General features: G+C 32.9%; 19 protein-coding genes and 1 pseudogene. 6 read left to right on the top strand and 14 right to left on the bottom strand.

Going from position 1 to position 18,713, the window contains the following annotated elements:
• Window positions 1-331 (bottom strand): annotated as a pseudogene (locus tag CD116_RS13855) (thiolase family protein); the annotation flags it as partial.
• Window positions 332-841: 510 nt separating this feature from the next.
• Here CD116_RS13855 and CD116_RS05260 point away from each other — a divergent pair.
• Window positions 842-1,975: a low temperature requirement protein A gene (locus CD116_RS05260; protein WP_047548673.1), complete on the top strand. Its 1,134-nt coding sequence runs from the start codon at window positions 842-844 to the stop codon at window positions 1,973-1,975.
• A 386-nt stretch (window positions 1,976-2,361) separates the two neighbouring features.
• On the opposite strand, the gene CD116_RS05255 is transcribed toward CD116_RS05260, so the two are convergent.
• Genes CD116_RS05255 through CD116_RS05240 form a run of 4 tightly spaced genes read right to left on the bottom strand, consistent with a single transcriptional unit; the run spans window position 2,362 to window position 4,771 of the window.
• Window positions 2,362-2,991: an ABC-2 transporter permease gene (locus CD116_RS05255; protein WP_047548676.1), complete on the bottom strand. Its 630-nt coding sequence runs from the start codon at window positions 2,989-2,991 to the stop codon at window positions 2,362-2,364.
• Window positions 2,991-3,833 carry an ABC transporter ATP-binding protein gene (locus CD116_RS05250; RefSeq protein ID WP_047548679.1) on the bottom strand — a complete coding sequence of 281 codons (843 nt, stop codon included), beginning with the start codon at window positions 3,831-3,833 and terminating at the stop codon, window positions 2,991-2,993. Before CD116_RS05250 ends, CD116_RS05255 begins: the two co-directional genes overlap by 1 nt.
• A 24-nt stretch (window positions 3,834-3,857) precedes the next feature.
• Window positions 3,858-4,571, bottom strand: a complete 714-nt coding sequence (locus CD116_RS05245) for a DUF3169 family protein (protein WP_047548682.1) — start codon at window positions 4,569-4,571, stop codon at window positions 3,858-3,860.
• Complete coding sequence (locus CD116_RS05240) at window positions 4,568-4,771, bottom strand: helix-turn-helix transcriptional regulator (protein ID WP_047449036.1); 204 nt, start codon at window positions 4,769-4,771, stop codon at window positions 4,568-4,570. The genes CD116_RS05245 and CD116_RS05240 overlap by 4 nt, the downstream gene beginning before the upstream one ends.
• A gap of 239 nt (window positions 4,772-5,010) precedes the next feature.
• On the opposite strand from CD116_RS05240, the gene CD116_RS05235 reads away from it, so the two are divergent.
• The 3 genes from CD116_RS05235 to tatC all read left to right on the top strand — a co-directional run bounded on the left by CD116_RS05235 (window position 5,011) and on the right by tatC (window position 6,441).
• Window positions 5,011-5,400: a DUF1398 domain-containing protein gene (locus CD116_RS05235; RefSeq protein WP_047548684.1), complete on the top strand. Its 390-nt coding sequence runs from the start codon at window positions 5,011-5,013 to the stop codon at window positions 5,398-5,400.
• A gap of 98 nt (window positions 5,401-5,498) precedes the next feature.
• Window positions 5,499-5,723: a twin-arginine translocase TatA/TatE family subunit gene (locus tag CD116_RS05230; RefSeq protein WP_001794540.1), complete on the top strand. Its 225-nt coding sequence runs from the start codon at window positions 5,499-5,501 to the stop codon at window positions 5,721-5,723.
• A 16-nt stretch (window positions 5,724-5,739) separates the two neighbouring features.
• Window positions 5,740-6,441 (top strand): twin-arginine translocase subunit TatC, encoded by a 702-nt coding sequence (gene tatC / locus CD116_RS05225; protein ID WP_078101669.1) that lies wholly within the window; start codon window positions 5,740-5,742, stop codon window positions 6,439-6,441.
• 124 nt (window positions 6,442-6,565) lie between these two features.
• Here the strand turns inward: tatC and CD116_RS05220 are convergent, their stop codons facing one another.
• The 4 genes from CD116_RS05220 to CD116_RS05205 all read right to left on the bottom strand — a co-directional run bounded on the left by CD116_RS05220 (window position 6,566) and on the right by CD116_RS05205 (window position 11,151).
• Window positions 6,566-8,278: an FTR1 family protein gene (locus tag CD116_RS05220; protein WP_047548688.1), complete on the bottom strand. Its 1,713-nt coding sequence runs from the start codon at window positions 8,276-8,278 to the stop codon at window positions 6,566-6,568.
• Window positions 8,259-9,488 carry an iron uptake transporter deferrochelatase/peroxidase subunit gene (gene efeB / locus CD116_RS05215; protein ID WP_047449028.1) on the bottom strand — a complete coding sequence of 410 codons (1,230 nt, stop codon included), beginning with the start codon at window positions 9,486-9,488 and terminating at the stop codon, window positions 8,259-8,261. The genes CD116_RS05220 and efeB overlap by 20 nt, the downstream gene beginning before the upstream one ends.
• Window positions 9,485-10,339 (bottom strand): iron uptake system protein EfeO, encoded by an 855-nt coding sequence (gene efeO / locus CD116_RS05210; protein WP_047423925.1) that lies wholly within the window; start codon window positions 10,337-10,339, stop codon window positions 9,485-9,487. Before efeO ends, efeB begins: the two co-directional genes overlap by 4 nt.
• A gap of 266 nt (window positions 10,340-10,605) precedes the next feature.
• Window positions 10,606-11,151 (bottom strand): GNAT family N-acetyltransferase, encoded by a 546-nt coding sequence (locus tag CD116_RS05205; protein ID WP_047548691.1) that lies wholly within the window; start codon window positions 11,149-11,151, stop codon window positions 10,606-10,608.
• A 261-nt stretch (window positions 11,152-11,412) separates the two neighbouring features.
• Between CD116_RS05205 and CD116_RS05195 the strand changes: the two genes are divergently transcribed.
• Complete coding sequence (locus CD116_RS05195) at window positions 11,413-12,408, top strand: YeiH family protein (protein WP_047548695.1); 996 nt, start codon at window positions 11,413-11,415, stop codon at window positions 12,406-12,408.
• A 59-nt stretch (window positions 12,409-12,467) separates the two neighbouring features.
• Here CD116_RS05195 and CD116_RS05190 read toward each other — a convergent pair whose 3' ends face one another.
• From CD116_RS05190 to CD116_RS05180, 3 genes are read right to left on the bottom strand one after another with little or no spacing between them, the layout of a single operon-like run.
• Window positions 12,468-13,034: an NADPH-dependent FMN reductase gene (locus CD116_RS05190; protein ID WP_047548698.1), complete on the bottom strand. Its 567-nt coding sequence runs from the start codon at window positions 13,032-13,034 to the stop codon at window positions 12,468-12,470.
• Between the two features lie 13 nt (window positions 13,035-13,047).
• Complete coding sequence (locus CD116_RS05185) at window positions 13,048-14,109, bottom strand: LLM class flavin-dependent oxidoreductase (RefSeq protein ID WP_047548700.1); 1,062 nt, start codon at window positions 14,107-14,109, stop codon at window positions 13,048-13,050.
• 13 nt (window positions 14,110-14,122) lie between these two features.
• Window positions 14,123-15,049 carry a VOC family protein gene (locus CD116_RS05180; RefSeq protein ID WP_047548704.1) on the bottom strand — a complete coding sequence of 309 codons (927 nt, stop codon included), beginning with the start codon at window positions 15,047-15,049 and terminating at the stop codon, window positions 14,123-14,125.
• A 312-nt stretch (window positions 15,050-15,361) separates the two neighbouring features.
• On the opposite strand from CD116_RS05180, the gene glpT reads away from it, so the two are divergent.
• Window positions 15,362-16,720, top strand: a complete 1,359-nt coding sequence (glpT, locus tag CD116_RS05175; protein WP_047548707.1) for a glycerol-3-phosphate transporter — start codon at window positions 15,362-15,364, stop codon at window positions 16,718-16,720.
• Between the two features lie 85 nt (window positions 16,721-16,805).
• Here the strand turns inward: glpT and CD116_RS05170 are convergent, their stop codons facing one another.
• Both CD116_RS05170 and mepA read right to left on the bottom strand, forming a co-directional pair.
• Complete coding sequence (locus CD116_RS05170; RefSeq protein WP_047548710.1) at window positions 16,806-17,246, bottom strand: MepB family protein; 441 nt, start codon at window positions 17,244-17,246, stop codon at window positions 16,806-16,808.
• 105 nt (window positions 17,247-17,351) lie between these two features.
• Window positions 17,352-18,707, bottom strand: coding sequence for a multidrug efflux MATE transporter MepA (mepA, locus tag CD116_RS05165; RefSeq protein WP_047548713.1), 1,356 nt, complete (start codon window positions 18,705-18,707; stop codon window positions 17,352-17,354).
• Between the last annotated feature and the right edge of the window lie 6 nt (window positions 18,708-18,713).

Raw genomic sequence — 18,713 nt, 5'->3', positions numbered from 1 at the left:
GCATTGGTGATTGAGACATATTCTCCATACCGCCAGCTAGCACGATGTCATTTTCACCAGTCACAATAGATTGATATGCTAATTGAATCGACTTTAACCCAGAACCACATACTTTATTCACTGTAAATGCAGTTACTGTCTCTGGTAAGCCACCTTTCATAGCAGCAATTCGTGCTGGATTTTGTCCTTGTCCTGCTTGAAGTACGTTTCCTATAATCACTTCGTCAATCTCACTTGGATTCAAACCCGTCTCTGTAATAATATGTTCTATTAAAGTCGCACCTAAATCATAGGCGGGTACATCTTTGAATGCACCTCCAAAAACGCCAATAGGTGTCCTGTATGCTGCTGCTAATACGACTCTCGTCATGTCATATTCATCTCCTTATGATATATACAATTTTATTACTAATGCGTCTAATGAACCAATACGCCACTAACATCCAATTTACGAAACCAATTGCTACGTATGTTACATTTTCATTCTTGTTATGCATTTAACAAATCATATTATACAATGATGTAATTTGTTTGGGCAATCGGAAACGTAAACGGTTTCACTTTAACATTTCACACTCTTAAATATGCTCTATCATCCTCATCTATAGTACAAAATTATGAATTGATTTACCACAAATTTTCATTATGGTTTAGAGCAATTGCTCTGATTAAATACCTATCAATTATTGAATCACTAATTACTGCCAACTCCGCAATTACTTTCCGACACCTTTTTTCAACTACTACGTCACCAATTATTATTAAAATTCCTCTATTCAGTAGAAAAGATACATAGTATACTTAGAAAATTAATTACACACCTTAAAGGAGTTAAAATTTTATGGTTAATGCGTTAACACCAAAACATTTAGCTGAAAAGCGTGCAGGATTCCATGAGTTGTTCTTTGACTTAATTTTTGTTTATGCGATTCAAAAAATTGCACATGTAATTCTAACAACACAAAATGGTTCCATTTCAGCTGAATTATTTTTCAAATATATCATCATGAGTTTATTCTTATGGTTAATGTGGTCTCATCAAACATTTTTTACCAATCGCTTTGGTCAAGTCACATTCAAAGACGTCTCGTTTATGATGTTTAATATGTTTATCATGGTCTTTTTATCAAATAGTTTATATCCAGACTTTGAAAAAACATTCTTCCCATTCTTCTTATGCGTAGCAATTATGTATTTAAGTATCGGATTACAATATTTATTACATATACGTACGGGTTTAAATTATGGTGATAAACGTACATGTCAAGCTTTTGCTATCGTAGCCTTTATCATTTCATTTTTATCGTTTTTATCATTAGTACTACCTCAAAACATACACTATATTCCTGGATTTTTAGGCGTATTTATTGCTGCGACAGGTCTTATTCCATTCCAAAAATATCTAGTTTTGTCGCCTGTTAATATGATGCATTTAGTAGAACGTTTTTCTTTACTAACAATTATTATCTTTGGTGAAGTACTTGTTGGTTTAGCTTCTTCATCATTCAGTATTAATCATTTTAGTTACATTTATATCTTCCAATTTATGATTTTAATTAGTCTTTTCGGTGTATATTGGATTATTACTGAAAATTATATTAATCATAAATTATCATCTATTGGTTTTCGCTTATCATATACGCATTTATTAATTAATATCGCTTTAGGCGTTATTAATGCTGCAATTGTTTTTAGTAATAACAATAAACTGAATGACTTATTTGAAATTAATATGATGTATGCCAGTGTTTTAGTTTTCTATATTGGATTATGGTTAATCTCGCCTTATTTCCATAACGAATTGACAAATGCAAAGTATATTTCATATTCATTAGCTATACTCGTAATATCATATATCGTCAGCCTTATCTTTAAAGGACACGACCAAGTAATGATTATTTCGGTATCAGTTGCAACCTTCTGCATCATGCTGATTTATTTTAAAAATCAACGTCTACGAAATAAACATGAATAAATAACCTTCACCTCGGTCAATGTATTTGAACTGAAACCAAAAGCATCGCGCTTCACAGTATGCTTTTGAGATAAATATCAGTTGGATACGTGATCGAGTTTTTTTAATATTTCCAAGGAAATCATCTACACTTACTATCAACAAAAGATACACGTAAATAAATTTCAGCAACATACTCAATAATATATACACGTTAATCCTCACTATAAAAGGATGCCATTCCCACACAACCTAATCTTCTAAAAACAAATGATATAGATATGTCACCTCAACCTATCATCCCGCATATCATTCCACAACAACAAAAAGAGCAAATGATAATCGTATTGATTTATCACCTGCTCTAACTATTATTTCACCGCCAATCATCACACTAAGAATGATGATTATAGTTCTTGTTTGTTAAAAATTTTAATAGACAATATATAAGAAACACTTGTTATAACGATACCAATGACCGCATATACTATGACAACTAGCCATCCTTCAGTGCTAATTTTTTCAAATTCTAATGCAGATGCACCACTAACCATACCATATATAAAGAAAAAGACCACAAAAGAAATAAGTAGTAGTATAGATGCAAATATCATAATGACATTTGAGTTTTCAGCGCCAAATTTAAATGTCAATGGGAAAATGATAGAGTATGCCCCTATGATACCAAAACTCATTAAACCTGACATAATACCAATCATCACACTTTGGGTCACAATCGTAGTCACAACTAATCCAATCATTAAACTTGCACCGAATAAGATTAAATAAAAGACAAAGTATGACTTAATATAATCACTACGTTTAACCGGTAAAGTAGATATATAATACATCCATCTTGAGTCTTTTTCATGTTTAATATTATCAGTAATAGGTGTGATTAACATAACCCCAGCCATCGCCGAACTCATCAATGGATTAAATACTGCAAAGTATCCTGCAGCTATGATAGCGACTATAAAATAAATATATGTTTGCTTTCTCGTTGCATAAAAACTACTTAGTAACATACCTTTCATTATACTTCACCTCGCATTATGATTTTCGTAGCGTCATCAATATGTTTTAATGGTTCTACATTTTCAATTTCTGCACAATCTTTAACTAAAATTTGATATTTTCCCTTCGATAATCTAGAAGCAATGATTAAATGCTTAGGAATTTCAACATCTTTATCTTCTGTCGTAACAATTCCATATTGTGCTAAAAGTATATCTTTCTGTTCAGTTAAAATCATTCGTCCATCTTTCATAAACACTAATTTATCCGCTAATTGTTCTATATCTTCAGAAATATGCGATGATATTAAGATGCCTCCACCTTGCGCGACAAAATCTTCTAATAGTTCCATTACTTCTTCTCGTCCAGAAACATCCATACCCGCAGTTGCTTCATCTAAGATCAATAGCTTCACATCATGAGAAAGCGCAATCGTCAAAGCTATCTTCATTCGCATCCCTCTTGAAAAAGTTTTAATTTTAGTTTGTAGTGGCAACTCGAAATATTTGATTAAATCAAAGAATTTTTGACTATTCCAAGTCATATAAATAGATTGAAATACTTTATCAATATCTTTAATAGTCAATTTATTAGGTACTCTCAAATCATCAAACACTACACCTATGTGTTCTTTATATTCGACATCATCCATAGCATGTTCTTCACCAAAAAATGTGATACTACCGTTATCTTTATGTCGATTGCCTACTAGAATATTAATTAATGTCGATTTACCTGAGCCATTTTTCCCAATTAATCCAACTGTCTCATTAGTGGAAATCGTTAATGATGCATCTTGTAATTTAAAATCCGAATCTTTGTATTGTTTGTTCACATGATCTACATTTAACAATGTTGGCATATCTATACTCCTCTTTGTTTAATTTTAATAAAAACGTCTTCTCTTCAATAAATAACTAAAGGCGTTATATATGAAAATAGCGATGATAAGTAGCAAACTAAAACTTTGATTAATTCCTGTAGTAATTGAATAAAAACCAATAAAAACAATTGCTAATATTAATAATGATAAGTTAATTGCATAAGTTTTAAACAGTGCAATTAATTCTATGTGACGTTCACCTTCATCTAACATTTCCAAACGTTTTTCAGTGTAATTCTTATCAGCAAGTTTTGGCATTCTTTCGTCAAATCTCCTATTAAATAGCGTAAATTGTGTATTGAAAATAGCACTAGCAAAAAATGGTATTAAAAAGAATAGTATTCCATTTGCTTCAGCTTGTCCTACCACAAAAATAAGCAACATTAAAAAGGCAATTACTGTCTGTATAATGCTTAATATACTTCCATTTAAAACATAACGATTCGCAAGCAATTCATATTGATCTGTTGCATCGATATCTACCTCTTCATCTACAAGTCGCTTATACTTCAATGCACGTCTTTGATTCATCAAAACAATGGCTTCTACCAATATGATGATAATAGTCACAATAATTGATATTACAACGACATTGTTATAAGTCGCGAACGTCAAATTCTCAATACCAAATCCATCAAAGTTACCTAAAATTCCGCCTATGATACCACCTACAAGTCCACCCAACAAAAGATATCCGATATATCTAAGTATTTTCATGACTCATCCTCCTCAATAATAAAAACAGTTTCCACCGTTTCATTGAAAATATGAGCAATTTTTATTGCCGTTAATACCGATGGCATAAAATTGTTTCGCTCAATTAACGAAATGGTTTGTCTTGATACACCCGCTTGTTTAGCAAGCTGCGTTTGGTTTAAGCCATCTCGTGCTCGTAATTCTTTCAATCGATTACGCACATCGCATCAACTCCTTAATTATACTGTAAATGATATTTGTCTTTTTGACAACTATACTTGTCAAAAAGGCACAAAAAATATCAGTGTCTACCAGTGAATTAAATACTGATTCGAATTTCTCATCATCTACAAGTCATAATTTTTTACTTTCGTTACATCTTGCTTCATAATTAACAACATTCTAATTTTTGTTTGACATACGCATTTTTACTAAATAAAACCATTCAAAGGAGTTTATTATGATATTTACATTAGCTGCAATTCAACGTGCACATCAACAATTTACTGGTGTGGATTTTCCAAAATTATTTAAAGCATTTAAAGATATGGGCATGACCTATAATATCGTCAATATTCAAGACGGCACAGCAACATACGTACATCAATCGGAGGATAATATTGTAACTTCATCTGTTAAAAGTACCACTCCTGTTGCCCAAAAATCTGATAAGTCTATCGTTCAAGACGTCTTAACAAGACATCAACAAGGACAAACAGACTTCGAAACATTTTGTGATGAAATGGCTGAAGCTGGCATCTATAAATGGCATATCGATATTCAAGCTGGTACTTGCACTTATATCGACTTGAAAGAACAAGCTATTATTTCAGAGTTAATCCCTCAATAAAGTGTATTTACGGCAATATTTTAATTTTTTATAAAATATTGTTGATAATCATTATCGTTCGGTATAAAGTAAATACTATATACTACTTATGAGTGAGGTTGATTATCATGATAACTAACACTTTCATTTTAGGCATTACTGGCCCAACAAGTCTTGTCGTCATTAGCATTATCGCTTTAATTATTTTTGGTCCGAAAAAATTACCGCAATTTGGTCGTGCCATTGGATCTACTTTAAAAGAGTTTAAATCAGCAACAGAAGATTTAGATAAAGAGTCTCACGATACACCCAGTAAGGAATCGAAGCAACAACGCGAGCAATAATACTGATGATACATTAATGGTTCACTTTAGCGAACTACGCCATCGGTTAGTAAAAATTTTATTGTCGTTCGTCATTACGGTCATCGTCGTATATATTTCATCTTTTTGGTGGATGACATCATTTATATCGTATATTACCCGTGCACATGTGGCCTTACATGCATTTTCATTCACAGAAATGATCCAAATATACGTGATGATTATATTTTTCATCGCGTTTTGTGTCGTTTCACCAGTCATGTTTTATCAATTGTGGGCATTCATTGCACCTGGATTACATAATAATGAACGTCAATTTATTTATAAATATAGCTTTTTTAGCGTGTTATTATTCTGTGCTGGCGTCGCTTTTGCATTTTATGTTGGCTTTCCAATGATTATTCAATTCGCGTTAAAATTATCATTAACTTTGAACATTTCGCCTGTCATTGGCTTTAAAGCATATTTAATTGAACTCATACGTTGGTTATTCACATTTGGCATTCTATTTCAATTACCAATATTATTTATGGGTCTTGCGAAATTTGGCCTTTTAGATACAAATTCATTGAAACATTATCGTAAGTATATTTATTTTGCTTGCTTTGTGCTGGCGAGTATTATTGCACCACCAGACATAACATTAAATATATTACTCACATTACCACTCATATTGCTCTTCGAGTTCAGTATGTTTATCGTTAAATTAACCAATCGAATTGAATCGACGATAGAGTAATCTATTACGAACTAATACTGTAATAGCCAACTCGAATAGACTAAGCAAAACCGCAACAGCATAATACCGCAATAACCGCAGTACACTAATATCACAACAAAAAAACAGGCACTCGGCCTGTTTTTTATTTTTTAAATTTAAAGATTAAGAAAGCTACTATAATAATATAGGCAACTTGTGCTACCAATGGTTCATAACTAGGATAGAATCCTAACCAATTCATTGTTGGGAATCCTTCAATAACATGTCTCGGCATAGCACCCAATAATTGTAACTTTTGTATACTTACGCCAAGCATTTTGAATCCCATAATAAAAATAAAGATCGACAATACTCTAAATATATAGAAAATAGGTATCAATTTAACAATAAATCTAAATAATAGCGCAAAGATAATTAAAATAACAATGGCTAAAACAATACCTATAATAAAATCTTTTGTAGCTAGTTCACCTATCATCCCCATGTAGAAAATAATAACCTCGACACCTTCACGCAAGACAGATATTAAACCAATCGTCGCTAATAATACTAAATTACCATTGCTAATCGCATTAGCATACATATTTTTAATCATGTCATTCCAACGTTTCGCATTCGAACGTTTGTGCATCCAAACACCAACGACAAACATTAATATTACTGCAACGATGCCTAATCCCGCTTCCATACTTTCACGAATAATACCGCTATTCCCTAGTGTTTCTACGAACGTAATTGCTAGGATGATACTCAATACAAGCCCGGCAATTGCACCACCAATAACACTTGCTGTACCTTTCGTATCTTTCATATTGCGCGTCATGGTAGTAAGTGTCATTACAATTAACAGTACCTCTAATCCTTCACGTAAAAAAATTATCATGACATCGACGAAGCTATAACTGTGACCAACTGTCTCTTTAATTTGATTATTTAAATCTACCAAACCATCTTTTACATGCGCTTTGTTATGTTCGTCTAGTACACTTTGATAATAAGGTATTTTATCTTCAATTTTAGTGTACAGTGCACCGTTTTTCGTTTGAATTTGACCTTCAACATAGGGCCAAATTTCTATAAATCGAGTCAGTGCTGTATCAGCATCCGACAATTGATTGCTGTCGATAGCTTTAATCGCTTTATCTAATTCATCATTTAATTGTGATACATGGTATTGATTGTTTTCAGACGTGTCGCTTTTCTTATCGATATGATCAATATTTGATTTAAAAGTTGTCCAAGCATGTGACACTTTTGCCGTATCTAATGGAGACTTATGAATTGCAATTCTAAGTTGTAGCAATGCTACTTCTATTTGTCCATATTGATTTGCGTCATAATTGTGAATCACCGTTTCATTACTTGTCCATATCTGATTCAAACTATTGTTTAATGATTCTAGTTCTGCTTTATTCTTATCTTTAATGGCTTTTGTCATCGCTGCATCTTTTGCATCGACTTGCTGTTGTAACAATTTAATTTTGGAACCCGCATCCTTACTAGCCAGCTTCTCTTCATAAGCAATTAATGACTTCGTTAATTGAGACAATATGTCTATTTGATCATCATTCGTTTTAGCATCTTCAAGTTTTCTTATGTCTGATTTGACAGTATTTCCTTCACTATTGTCATCTAGCGCTAATTTATCGACAGCACTTACCACTTGCTTAATCGATTTCTCTTTATTTTCTTTTGTCATACTCTTATCCGAAAGTGCAGATTTCGCGTCCGTTATCATACTATATACATCACTAATACGCTGTTGTTCTGCCGCATAACTTTTAAAAACAACAAAACTACCAAGCAATACCGTAGTAATTAGCATTACTAATACTTTAGTCAAATAATGTTTCACCTAGGTATCCTCCCTTACTAACACCTGGCAATACTAAAAATGAAGCAGAACCTATATGTGTAATATATTCATTTAATTTATCGTTACTACCTAAATTATTTTGAATATCTATAAACTGTTTTGTCGCTTTCTGAAAAGAAATAAAAAGTAATCCTGTTTCAAAATTACCCGTACGCTCATCTGTTCCATCTACATAATTAAATGATCTACGCAAAATGGACGTCTTTGCTTCTTTAGCTAATCTTGTATGTGCATCTTGGTCTATAATATACTCGCCGTGACTATCCTTTGCATCTAAATCAATTGCATCAAACTCTTTACCTCCTGTTAACGGCGCTCCACTATGACGTTTACGTCCAAATGTTGCTTCTTGTTCCTCAACTGCAGTACGATCCCATGTTTCAATATGTATTTGGATACGTCGTACAACACAATATGTGCCATTTTTAGCCCATCCATCATCAATAAAAACATAGTCTTTGAATTGACTATTTTTTCTAGGATTAACTGTGCCATCTTTAAAAGCCATTAAATTTCTAGGTGTTTCTTTACCTTTGGCCGATATGAATCCTGACTGTGCCCAACGTACCTTAACGATATCTCTAAATGGACGTACTAAATTATGAACAGCATGAAACGATACTTGTGAGTCATTTGAACAAGCTTGAATCATAATATCCCCATCACGATAGTCATCCACTAATTGATCGTTTGGGAAATGTGGTAAATCTTTAAATGCTTCTGGAATCTTATTAGATAAACCAATTTTCTTCATCATATTTTTACTGATACCAAACGTAATCGTTAATTTACTCGCACCAAGTCCAATAGATTCACCTGTATCTACTGGTGGCATTAATGGATTTTTACTTGCCTTGTCAACAGTATCACCATCCATCATTCGATCAGCCATAACTGTCCATTTTTTAAACATTGCTTTAATCTCATTTCTATCCTTTGATTTCAAATCTAGAGAAACGAAATTACATGTTTTTTGTAAAGGTGTTGTAATGCCAGGTTGTATTTTGCCATAAAATTCATATGCATCTTTTTCTGGATCTTCAGGTGTATCAAACATAGATTTAAAGGACCAAACACTGCCGACACCACTTGCACCAATTGCGACACCCGCGCCACCAATTCCCAACATTTTTAAAAATGTACGTCTTGAAAATTGCGTGTTGTCATTAACTTGTTCGTAATTTGTCATTCTGTAATCACAGCCATTTTACTTAATGGCTCTCCTAAAGCATTTACAGCATCAGCAAATGCTTTGCGGTCATTTTTAGATACTTTTTCAAATGACTCATATCCACCATTCTTATCTTTATATTTGTCTAATAATTTATTCACTTTATCGAAGTTTGTTTGAATATCGTCACTTAATTTTTTATCCTTTTTCTCTAGAATTGGTTTGAATAAGTCATAAATTTTTTGTGCACCTTCAACATTTGCTTTAAAGTCATATAAATCTGTGTGTGAGTATACTTCCTCTTCTCCTGTAATTTTAGATGTAGCAACTTCATTTAACAAATCAACTGAACCCTGCAACATTAATTTCGGCGTAATATCTAACGTGTCTACTTTCGCATGTAATTCTTTTGCATTTTTCAATAATTGTTGTGCATCTTTTTTAGTCATATCATCAATTTTCTTATCTTCATATAAGGCTTTTTCAATTTTATGATAACCTTGCCATTCTTTTTCCTTTTTCTCTTCCTTCATATCCGCAAGACGAGCATCAATTTTAGGATCTAAATCTCCAAATGCCTCTGCGACTGGCTCTGAACGTTCATAATACATACGCACTTTAGGATATATTTCTTTTGCTTGAGCCATATCATTATTTTCAATCGCTTTAACAAATTTCTCTGTTCCTTTTAAAAATTCATTTAACTGCTCATCAGTATATTTATCATATGCTTTTGTTGCTTGTTTTAATTCTGCTTTAATACCGTCATCTTTTTTCGATGTCTTTGAAGCATCCTTTTTACTATCGTCGTTCCCACATGCAGCAATTAATAATGTTGACGCTAATAATAGCGTTGTTAACTTTTTCATTTTGACACCTCATTATAGAAATTCTATTATCCCCATAGACATGTCCTCATCCGCACTATCCTACATTCCCTACACTGCAAAATAACACGCTGTTCTTAAAATAATTATTTTAAGGGTACTTCCATGAACATTATCTAGATGATAATAATTATCAAAATCATTATATTGCCATAAAATAATACTGTCAACAACCTTTTTTATTTAAAAATAAATAAAAAAGCAATGCTTATAAATATAAGTCAACACTCCTTTATCAGATTCACTTATCATCTTTGATTGTATTCTGATTTTAATAAACTATAGACGTAACTCGATGAATAAAAACCATTTAATAATTCGTTGTCACGTAACATACCTTCTTTAGTAAAACCCAACCGTTCGGGGATGGCTTGGCTTTTTTCATTATTAACTGCGGCACTTATTTCAATTCGATTTAAGCCAACCTCTTCGAAGCAATACTTTATCAATGCCTCAACAGCTTGTGTCATAATCCCTTGACCCTCAAATTGTTTATCTAAATAATAGCCTAATGACGTTTTTCTGTGCATATGATTAATTTCATGTAAACCGATTACACCCGCAAGTGTTCCTTCATACCAAATACCACACTGAAACCCATTACCATCCGCAAATTGCAAAAGTCCTCTTTTAATAAACGAACGCGTATCTGATGGCTGCTTAGTTGCATCTACCCAAGGTAACCATTCTCTAAGTGAATCTCTTGAACGATTGACTAAATTGAAAAGTGCTTCTGTGTCATGGGCTTCTAAAATTTTTAATGTTATTTGTTCATTCACTTTCATTCCAAACATACCATCACATCTCCATTCATTTTTCATATAATTCTGTAAATTATTACTATAATAACATACCAATATTACACTTTGTATATTAAATTTACTTTTCGGCGACTAAAAGCGTGGGACAGAGATGATAAAGGAAGTGGAACTTTGATTGATGCATAAGATCCTATCACACAACTTAAATTAAATACCACTTTATTAATCATTAGAAATTTATATTTAAAAACACGACAAAACAGTGCTAAAATGCTATTAAAGGAGGCATAGCTCATGGCATCATTGAAAAACAAGTACTTTATGATTGGACTATCATTGACTTTTATAGTCGCATTATTTAGTTTTTTAGCAGCTAAATTGCCAATATTAGATAAAGTTGGTGCACTAACTATCGCGATATTAATCGCTATTCTATATCGGCATTTCAGAGGATATCCTGAAAAATATAGCTCAGGTATTACTTTTTCATCCAAATATTTATTAAGATTTGCAATCATCCTATATGGACTTAAACTCAATATATTCGACATTATCGGTCAAGGTAGCAAACTATTGGCCATCGATGTAGGTGTCGTTATTTTTAGTATTATAATGATGCTCTTTGTCAACAAACTGTTGCATGGTGACAAAAACATCGCATTATTACTAGGTGTAGGTACAGGTGTATGTGGTGCTGCCGCTATTGCCGCAGTCGCTCCAATATTCAAATCACGTGAAAAGGATACAGCTATTAGTATCGGTATCATCGCATTGATTGGTACGATATTTTCACTTATATATACAGCAATTTACGCTATCTTCTCAATGACAACAAATGTCTATGGCGCTTGGTCTGGCGTTAGTCTTCATGAAATTGCGCATGTTGTCTTAGCTGGTGGTTTTGGTGGTAGTGATGCACTTAAAATTGCACTTCTTGGTAAACTTGGTAGAGTATTCTTACTGATTCCATTAACCATCGTACTTATTTTAATTATGCGTTTCCGTTCATTAGAATCATCTAGCAAGGGTCGAATAAGCATTCCATACTTTTTAATTGGATTTGTCATTATGGCCTTAGTGAATACATATGTAACTATTCCGTCAGCATTGCTAAATATTTTAAATACTGTATCAACAATTTGCTTATTAATGGCCATGGTTGCGTTAGGGTTAAATGTTGCATTTAAAGATCTTAAAAATCGCGCACTTAAACCGCTTATGACAATCATTATTACCTCAATATGCTTGTCATCACTTGCCTTTATCGTCGTTCATTGGCTATATAGTTAATATGAAAAGACGCTCAAACACTTACAAATTTAGTGTGACGAGCGTCTTATTTTTATACTTTAAAAGTCGTATTGGTTGTTTTCTTCTTCAAGCACTTGTTGTTGTACTTTAGCAGTTCGCATTGTGGATTGTGCTAACTCTTTTAAACGAAATACGACATCATCATTGATGATTTGTTGATTTGAAAAGTCTTTCTCTTCAATAAATACATACGTTTGCATCGTGTATGCTTTCATGTAACTCAGTATTGGCTTTAAATGCATCTCAGGAATCAAAAAATGTTTGCTTGAACCAGCTGTCGCTACAAGTCCTATTACTTTGTCACGAAATGCATTGACTGGAAGTAGATCAAACACATTTTTCAAAGCACCAGGGATGGAAGCTTGAAAAATTGGAAAACCAATAAAAATCACATCAGCCTGCATTAACGACGTCGTTAATTTATATACATCTCCTGTAGTATCTAGATAATTCTTTCCAACGCTAAATTCTAATTCAAGATCTCGTAAATCCATCAACTCTATTTGATGTCCCTCATTGTTAGCTTCTAATTCATTTTTTAAATCATCCATAGCAATTCTCGTTTTAGAACCTACTGTCGAACCTGACAATAATACAATATTCATGATGACTCCCCTCCTATTTTGATAAATATTTTTTAATCGCAGGTATAATTTCGTTGCCAATTAACTCAATATTCTTCATAACATTTTCAAATGGTACACCACCAAAATCAAGCTGTGCCATAAAGCGTTGATGACCATACAATTCGTGTTGATACAATATTTTTTCAATAATTTGTTGTGGACTTCCAACCATTAGAGCTTCTCGATAATCTGACGAATTAGCAAATTGCTGTTTTGGATACCCAACGCCACGAATAAATGACATCCCTGTATTCAAGTGTGGATAAAATTCCCTCATAGCATCTTGTGTTGTTTCAGCTGTGTAAAATAAACTCGCTGTACTTACTGGTAAGGACTCAGGAGAAGCATCGAAACCTACTTCAGTTGCTGCTTGACGATACGCATCTATAGAACCTTTAAAGTTCATTGCCGGACCTCCAAGAGTTGTAATCATCATTGGTACACCTTGTTTTCCCGCTTTGATAGCACTTGCAGGTGGACCACCAACAGCACGCCATATTGGCAATGTATTATCGATTGGTCTTGGGAATATTTTCATATTTCTAAGTTCTGGACGATATTTTCCAGACCAAGTAATACGCTCAGTTTTATTTAACTCTAAAAGTAAACCTAATTTTTCTTCAAACAATTCATCATAGTCTTTTAAATCATAGCCAAACAAGTCAAAAATACCTGTTCTGGATGCTCTGCCAGCTACAATTTCGGCTCTACCATGAGAAATCAAATCTAATGTCGCGAAGTCTTCAAATACTCTTACTGGATCTGTTGCACTAATAATCGTTGAAGAACTTGAAACTTTAATATTCTTTGTCGCTTGGGCAATTGCACCTAACACAACCGTATGTGCCTGTGTTGTAAAATGCTCCTGATGACTTTCACCAACTGCAAAAACATCAATACCCGCATCATCTGCTAATTTACTTGCTTCAATAATTTCATTAATACGTTGTTCATAACTTACTTTTTCACCTTTAAATGGATTCAATAAATGATCACCTAAAGAATACAAACCAAACTCAAGAGGCGTATTTTTATTCATTTCTAATTTTGCCATTAGACATTCTCCTTTATATTTCGTGTAACTTACTTTCAATTTGTTCACGTTCTGCTTCTAAAAAGTCAGGTAAGTTCAATTGACTTCCTAATTGTTCAACAGGTGTATCTATAGTGAATCCAGGTTCTTCAGTCGCAAATTCATACATAATTGAATTATGGCGATAGTATAAAGATTTAAAGAAATAGCGATCAATAATACCTGAGTTACTTTGTGCTTGTTGTTGTAATTTCTTGTAAATTGCATCTAAGTCACTCATTTGTGGAGTATTAACTGCAATATGATGGATATAACCTCGTCCAGGTCTTTCACGTTGTCCCTGTTGCTCAATAACTACAAAATCTGAATATAAACCTTGTGGTGCTAATGTCAGAACATCGAATGATTCATTGTCTCTTTTGCGATAACCTAAGACATTTTCCAAAAATTCTACCGTACGCGCTGTATTTCTAACTCTTAATTCTACTGGTCCTATTCCTAAAATTTGATATGCTTGAGGTATCTCACTATAAGCGTTATGTTGCCATTGATGTGGTACTTCAAAACTATCATTAACAAGCAGTATGATTTCTAAGTCGTCTTCATCTTTAAAGACAACACCTTCTTGTCCAAGATAGTACAAACGTTCAGACTTAATACCATTATTATTAAGGCGTTTTTCAAAATAATGAAGTGCCGCTTGATTTGGTACTAATAATGAAAATCGATAAATCGTTTCAGTTCCTGGCTGCTTATGACCCGCATTAGGAATTTCAAAAAAGCTTAAAATTGTTCCAGCTGTACCTACTTCATCCCCATAAAACAAATGGTACATTGAAGTATTGTCTTGATTTACCGATTTTTCAACTAATCGTAATCCAAGTACATTTGTGTAAAAATTCTTATTTCGTTTTGCATCTTTTGTATACATGGATATGTGATGATGTCCTACTATAGTCATACTATCCCTCCTATTAGTATAAATTTTATACCACAATCCATAAAAAAGATAGTTTTTTGCCATTCACCTCATTAATACATCTTCAAACTTACTTTTCACTGGTATCATCTCAGAATTTATTTATGTACTCATTCAAAATAATTGTATAATTATAACTTTAAGCTAAACAACAAATTGTATTTTAAAATTTATTTAAATCAATATTCTACTTATTCTCCACTATTTTAAAAAGGTTATTGACAACGCTTTCATACATGTCTAATATTAATTTATCTCATAAAATGCATATAAATACATATTAAGGAGGATTTTATGAATTTTCTTAAACCTGCAAAGCATATTAAACCTTTGCCAGAAAATCAGATAGATGATACCTATAAACGATTACGTCTCCAAGTATTTCTTGGGATTTTCATCGGTTATGCAGGATACTATCTGTTACGTAAAAACTTTTCACTAGCTATGCCAGCATTACAAGAGCAAGGCTTTTCAAAAGCAGAACTTGGATTTGCATTATCTGCAGTTTCCATCGCATATGGATTTAGTAAGTTCTTTATGGGTACTGTGAGTGATCGGAGTAATGCACGTATTTTCTTAGTTCTTGGATTAGCTCTAACAGCTATTGTCAATTTATTAATGGGGTTTGTCCCGTTCTTTACATCTAGTATCGGTATTATATTTGTTCTACTATTCTTAAATGGCTGGTTTCAAGGTATGGGCTGGCCTCCTTCGGGACGTGTACTCGTTCACTGGTTTAGTGTGAGCGAACGTGGAAGTAAGACTGCCCTTTGGAACGTTGCACATAATGTTGGTGGCGGTATTATGGCACCTATTGCTGCTTGGGGTATTACAACAACAGCATTTATCAACTTTGGTTATTTAAAAGGTTTCGAAGGTGTATTCATTTACCCTGCACTCTTAGCACTTATTATCGCCGCAATTTCATACGTATTGATTAGAGACACACCTCAATCTCAAGGTTTACCTCCAATCGAAATTTATAAAAATGACTTTGCTACAAGCGATAAGAAAACATTAGAAACAGAATTAACTACAAAAGAAATTTTATTTAAATATGTACTGAATAATAAATGGGTATGGGCAATTGCCTTTGCAAATATCTTTGTTTATTTCGTACGTTATGGTGTACTTGACTGGGCGCCAGTCTATTTAAGTGAACAAAAACATTTCGACTTAAAAGCATCAGGTTGGGCATACTTCTTATACGAATGGGCTGGAATTCCTGGTACATTATTATGTGGTTACATTTCTGATAAATTATTCAAAGGTCGTCGTGGACCTGCAGGTTTCTTCTTTATGTTAGGTGTCACAGTATTTGTATTAATTTATTGGTTAAATCCTCCAGGTAATGCTTGGTTAGACAATGTCTCATTAATTGCCATTGGTTTCTTAATATATGGGCCAGTTATGTTAATTGGTTTGCAAGCATTAGACTATGTACCTAAAAAAGCAGCTGGCACAGCAGCTGGATTAACAGGATTATTTGGTTATCTGTTTGGTGCTGTAATGGCCAACATTGTCTTAGGTGCAGTGGTTGACAAATTCGGCTGGGATGTCGGTTTTATCTTATTAACAGCAATCAGTGTATTTGCAATGCTAAGCTTTATTCTAACTTGGAATAAAGTAGGACAAGAAACCGTTCATCATTAAAGCACATAAAAATAAAAGTCATATGGTTCACACTATCGAAAGATGAGATATTCATCTTATATTAGTGATGCCATATGACTTTTTATTAGTATTCAAAAAAATATTTACATTGCCACTTTTTTGTTTGTTCTGCCGTTTTATTTAAATGTTCACACCATCTAGGATAAACTCTAAAGGCCATTTTACCTTTCTGTTCAGAAGATGATAAAATACCTTTTTCTTTCAATAATTTTCTAGGAAATAAGAAGTACCCATTTAGTTCTTCATCAATAACTATGATTATTAAGTAATCTGTAAATGTATCTATTGAATATGGTTGATTGCGATTGTTCTCGTCTTTTGTCCAACATGTTACAAAATAACCTGCTTTAGTTGGTGTCTTTTTTGCTAACCTGCTTTTATATGTCTTTCCATTTAAACTAAAAGTTAGCGCTTCGTAATCTTGATTATATTGTTCATCAACTATATCTATGCCTTCTGTTTTCTTACTAAAAATACATTTCAACTGCGTTATAGATTTATACATATATTGGACTCACTTTTTTCATAATCGTATCATACTTTTGATTTTGATTCGAAAAATAAAATACACTTCGGACAAAATATACCCTGCCAGAAGTGTACGAAATAATTAACCTTCTATTAATTCAGATTTATCAACAGTTAAACGGTCACGTAATAAATAGACAATTAACATTGCTGCTAAGGCACAAAGTGACTCAGCAATTAAAAATGACCAAATGACGCCTGCTAATCCGAATAAACTATTCATAATAAATAGTACTGGGATGATAACCACGCCTTGTAAAATAGCCATAATTGTAGCTCCACGACCTTGTCCAGTTGCTTGAAGCATACCAGTAAATAAGAAACCTATACCATTCAATAATAATGATGTCATTGTTACTTTTAGAATAAATGTAGCCAATTCAACAATGGCTTGATCCGTAGTAAATAATCCTACCATATGATGTCCAATTGTAAATACAGCAATCATACAAATGACAAAAATAACGCCAATAGACATGATAACTGCTTTGACAACATCTTTCATACGCCCTTTATTTGCCATAAAGTTATATGCAATTAACGGTACAACGCCTTCACATAATCCCATGATAATCAATTCCGGAAATTGTACAAGTCTAAATGAGATACCATAACTGGCGATTGCATAGTTTCCATAATGTGCTAAAAATAAATTTAAAACTAATCCTGTGAATCCCATTAAGATACTCATTAAAAATGCAGGGATACCTATTTTAAAGATTTCAGAAAGCATTTCTTTATTAGGTTTCGCAAGTTTCATATTAACTGACACGACGTCACTATTTTTCATAAAATAAACAATAAAGAACAGAGCAGCAGCAACATTACTGATTGTAGTACCCAAAGCTGCACCAACAACGTTTAAATCAAAACCAAAGATTAATATTGGATCTAAAATAATATTTAATCCTACACTAGCTAACATACCAATCATAGAAATCATTGGTGCGCCAATCGCACGCGCAAATTGCTCTAATATGAAGAATAAAATTACAAATGGCGCACTTAAAAACATTACTTTCAAATAATTACTTGTTAAGGCCAACGTTTCACCTCTCGCACCTAGAATCGTTGCGATTTGATCACTGAAAGGTAATGTAACTAAAATAACGATAATTCCTAGTGCAATACCACCATAAATTGAAAAGCTACTAACAAATTTACTCTTACTATAGTCTTTTGCACCTAATAAACGTGAAATATAAGTTCCTGCACCAACACCAAATAAATTACCTAATCCCATTAAGATGGCAAACACTGGTAAGGTCAGTGAAATAGCGGAGATCATATGACTGTCTCCTAAAAATCCTATAAAGTAAATATTTAAAATACCATAAACAACACTTAATAAAGTTCCTATCATCATTGGCAATGAGAAATGCATCATCGCTTTAAATACTGGTGATTTCTCAAAATAATATAATTGTTCGTCTTTCATTGTTCA

The organism is Staphylococcus schweitzeri (assembly GCF_002902405.1).
Classification (GTDB): domain Bacteria; phylum Bacillota; class Bacilli; order Staphylococcales; family Staphylococcaceae; genus Staphylococcus; species Staphylococcus schweitzeri.
The sequence above is the reverse complement of the archived record's forward strand: the minus strand, read 5'-3'. Positions and strand labels throughout refer to the sequence as shown.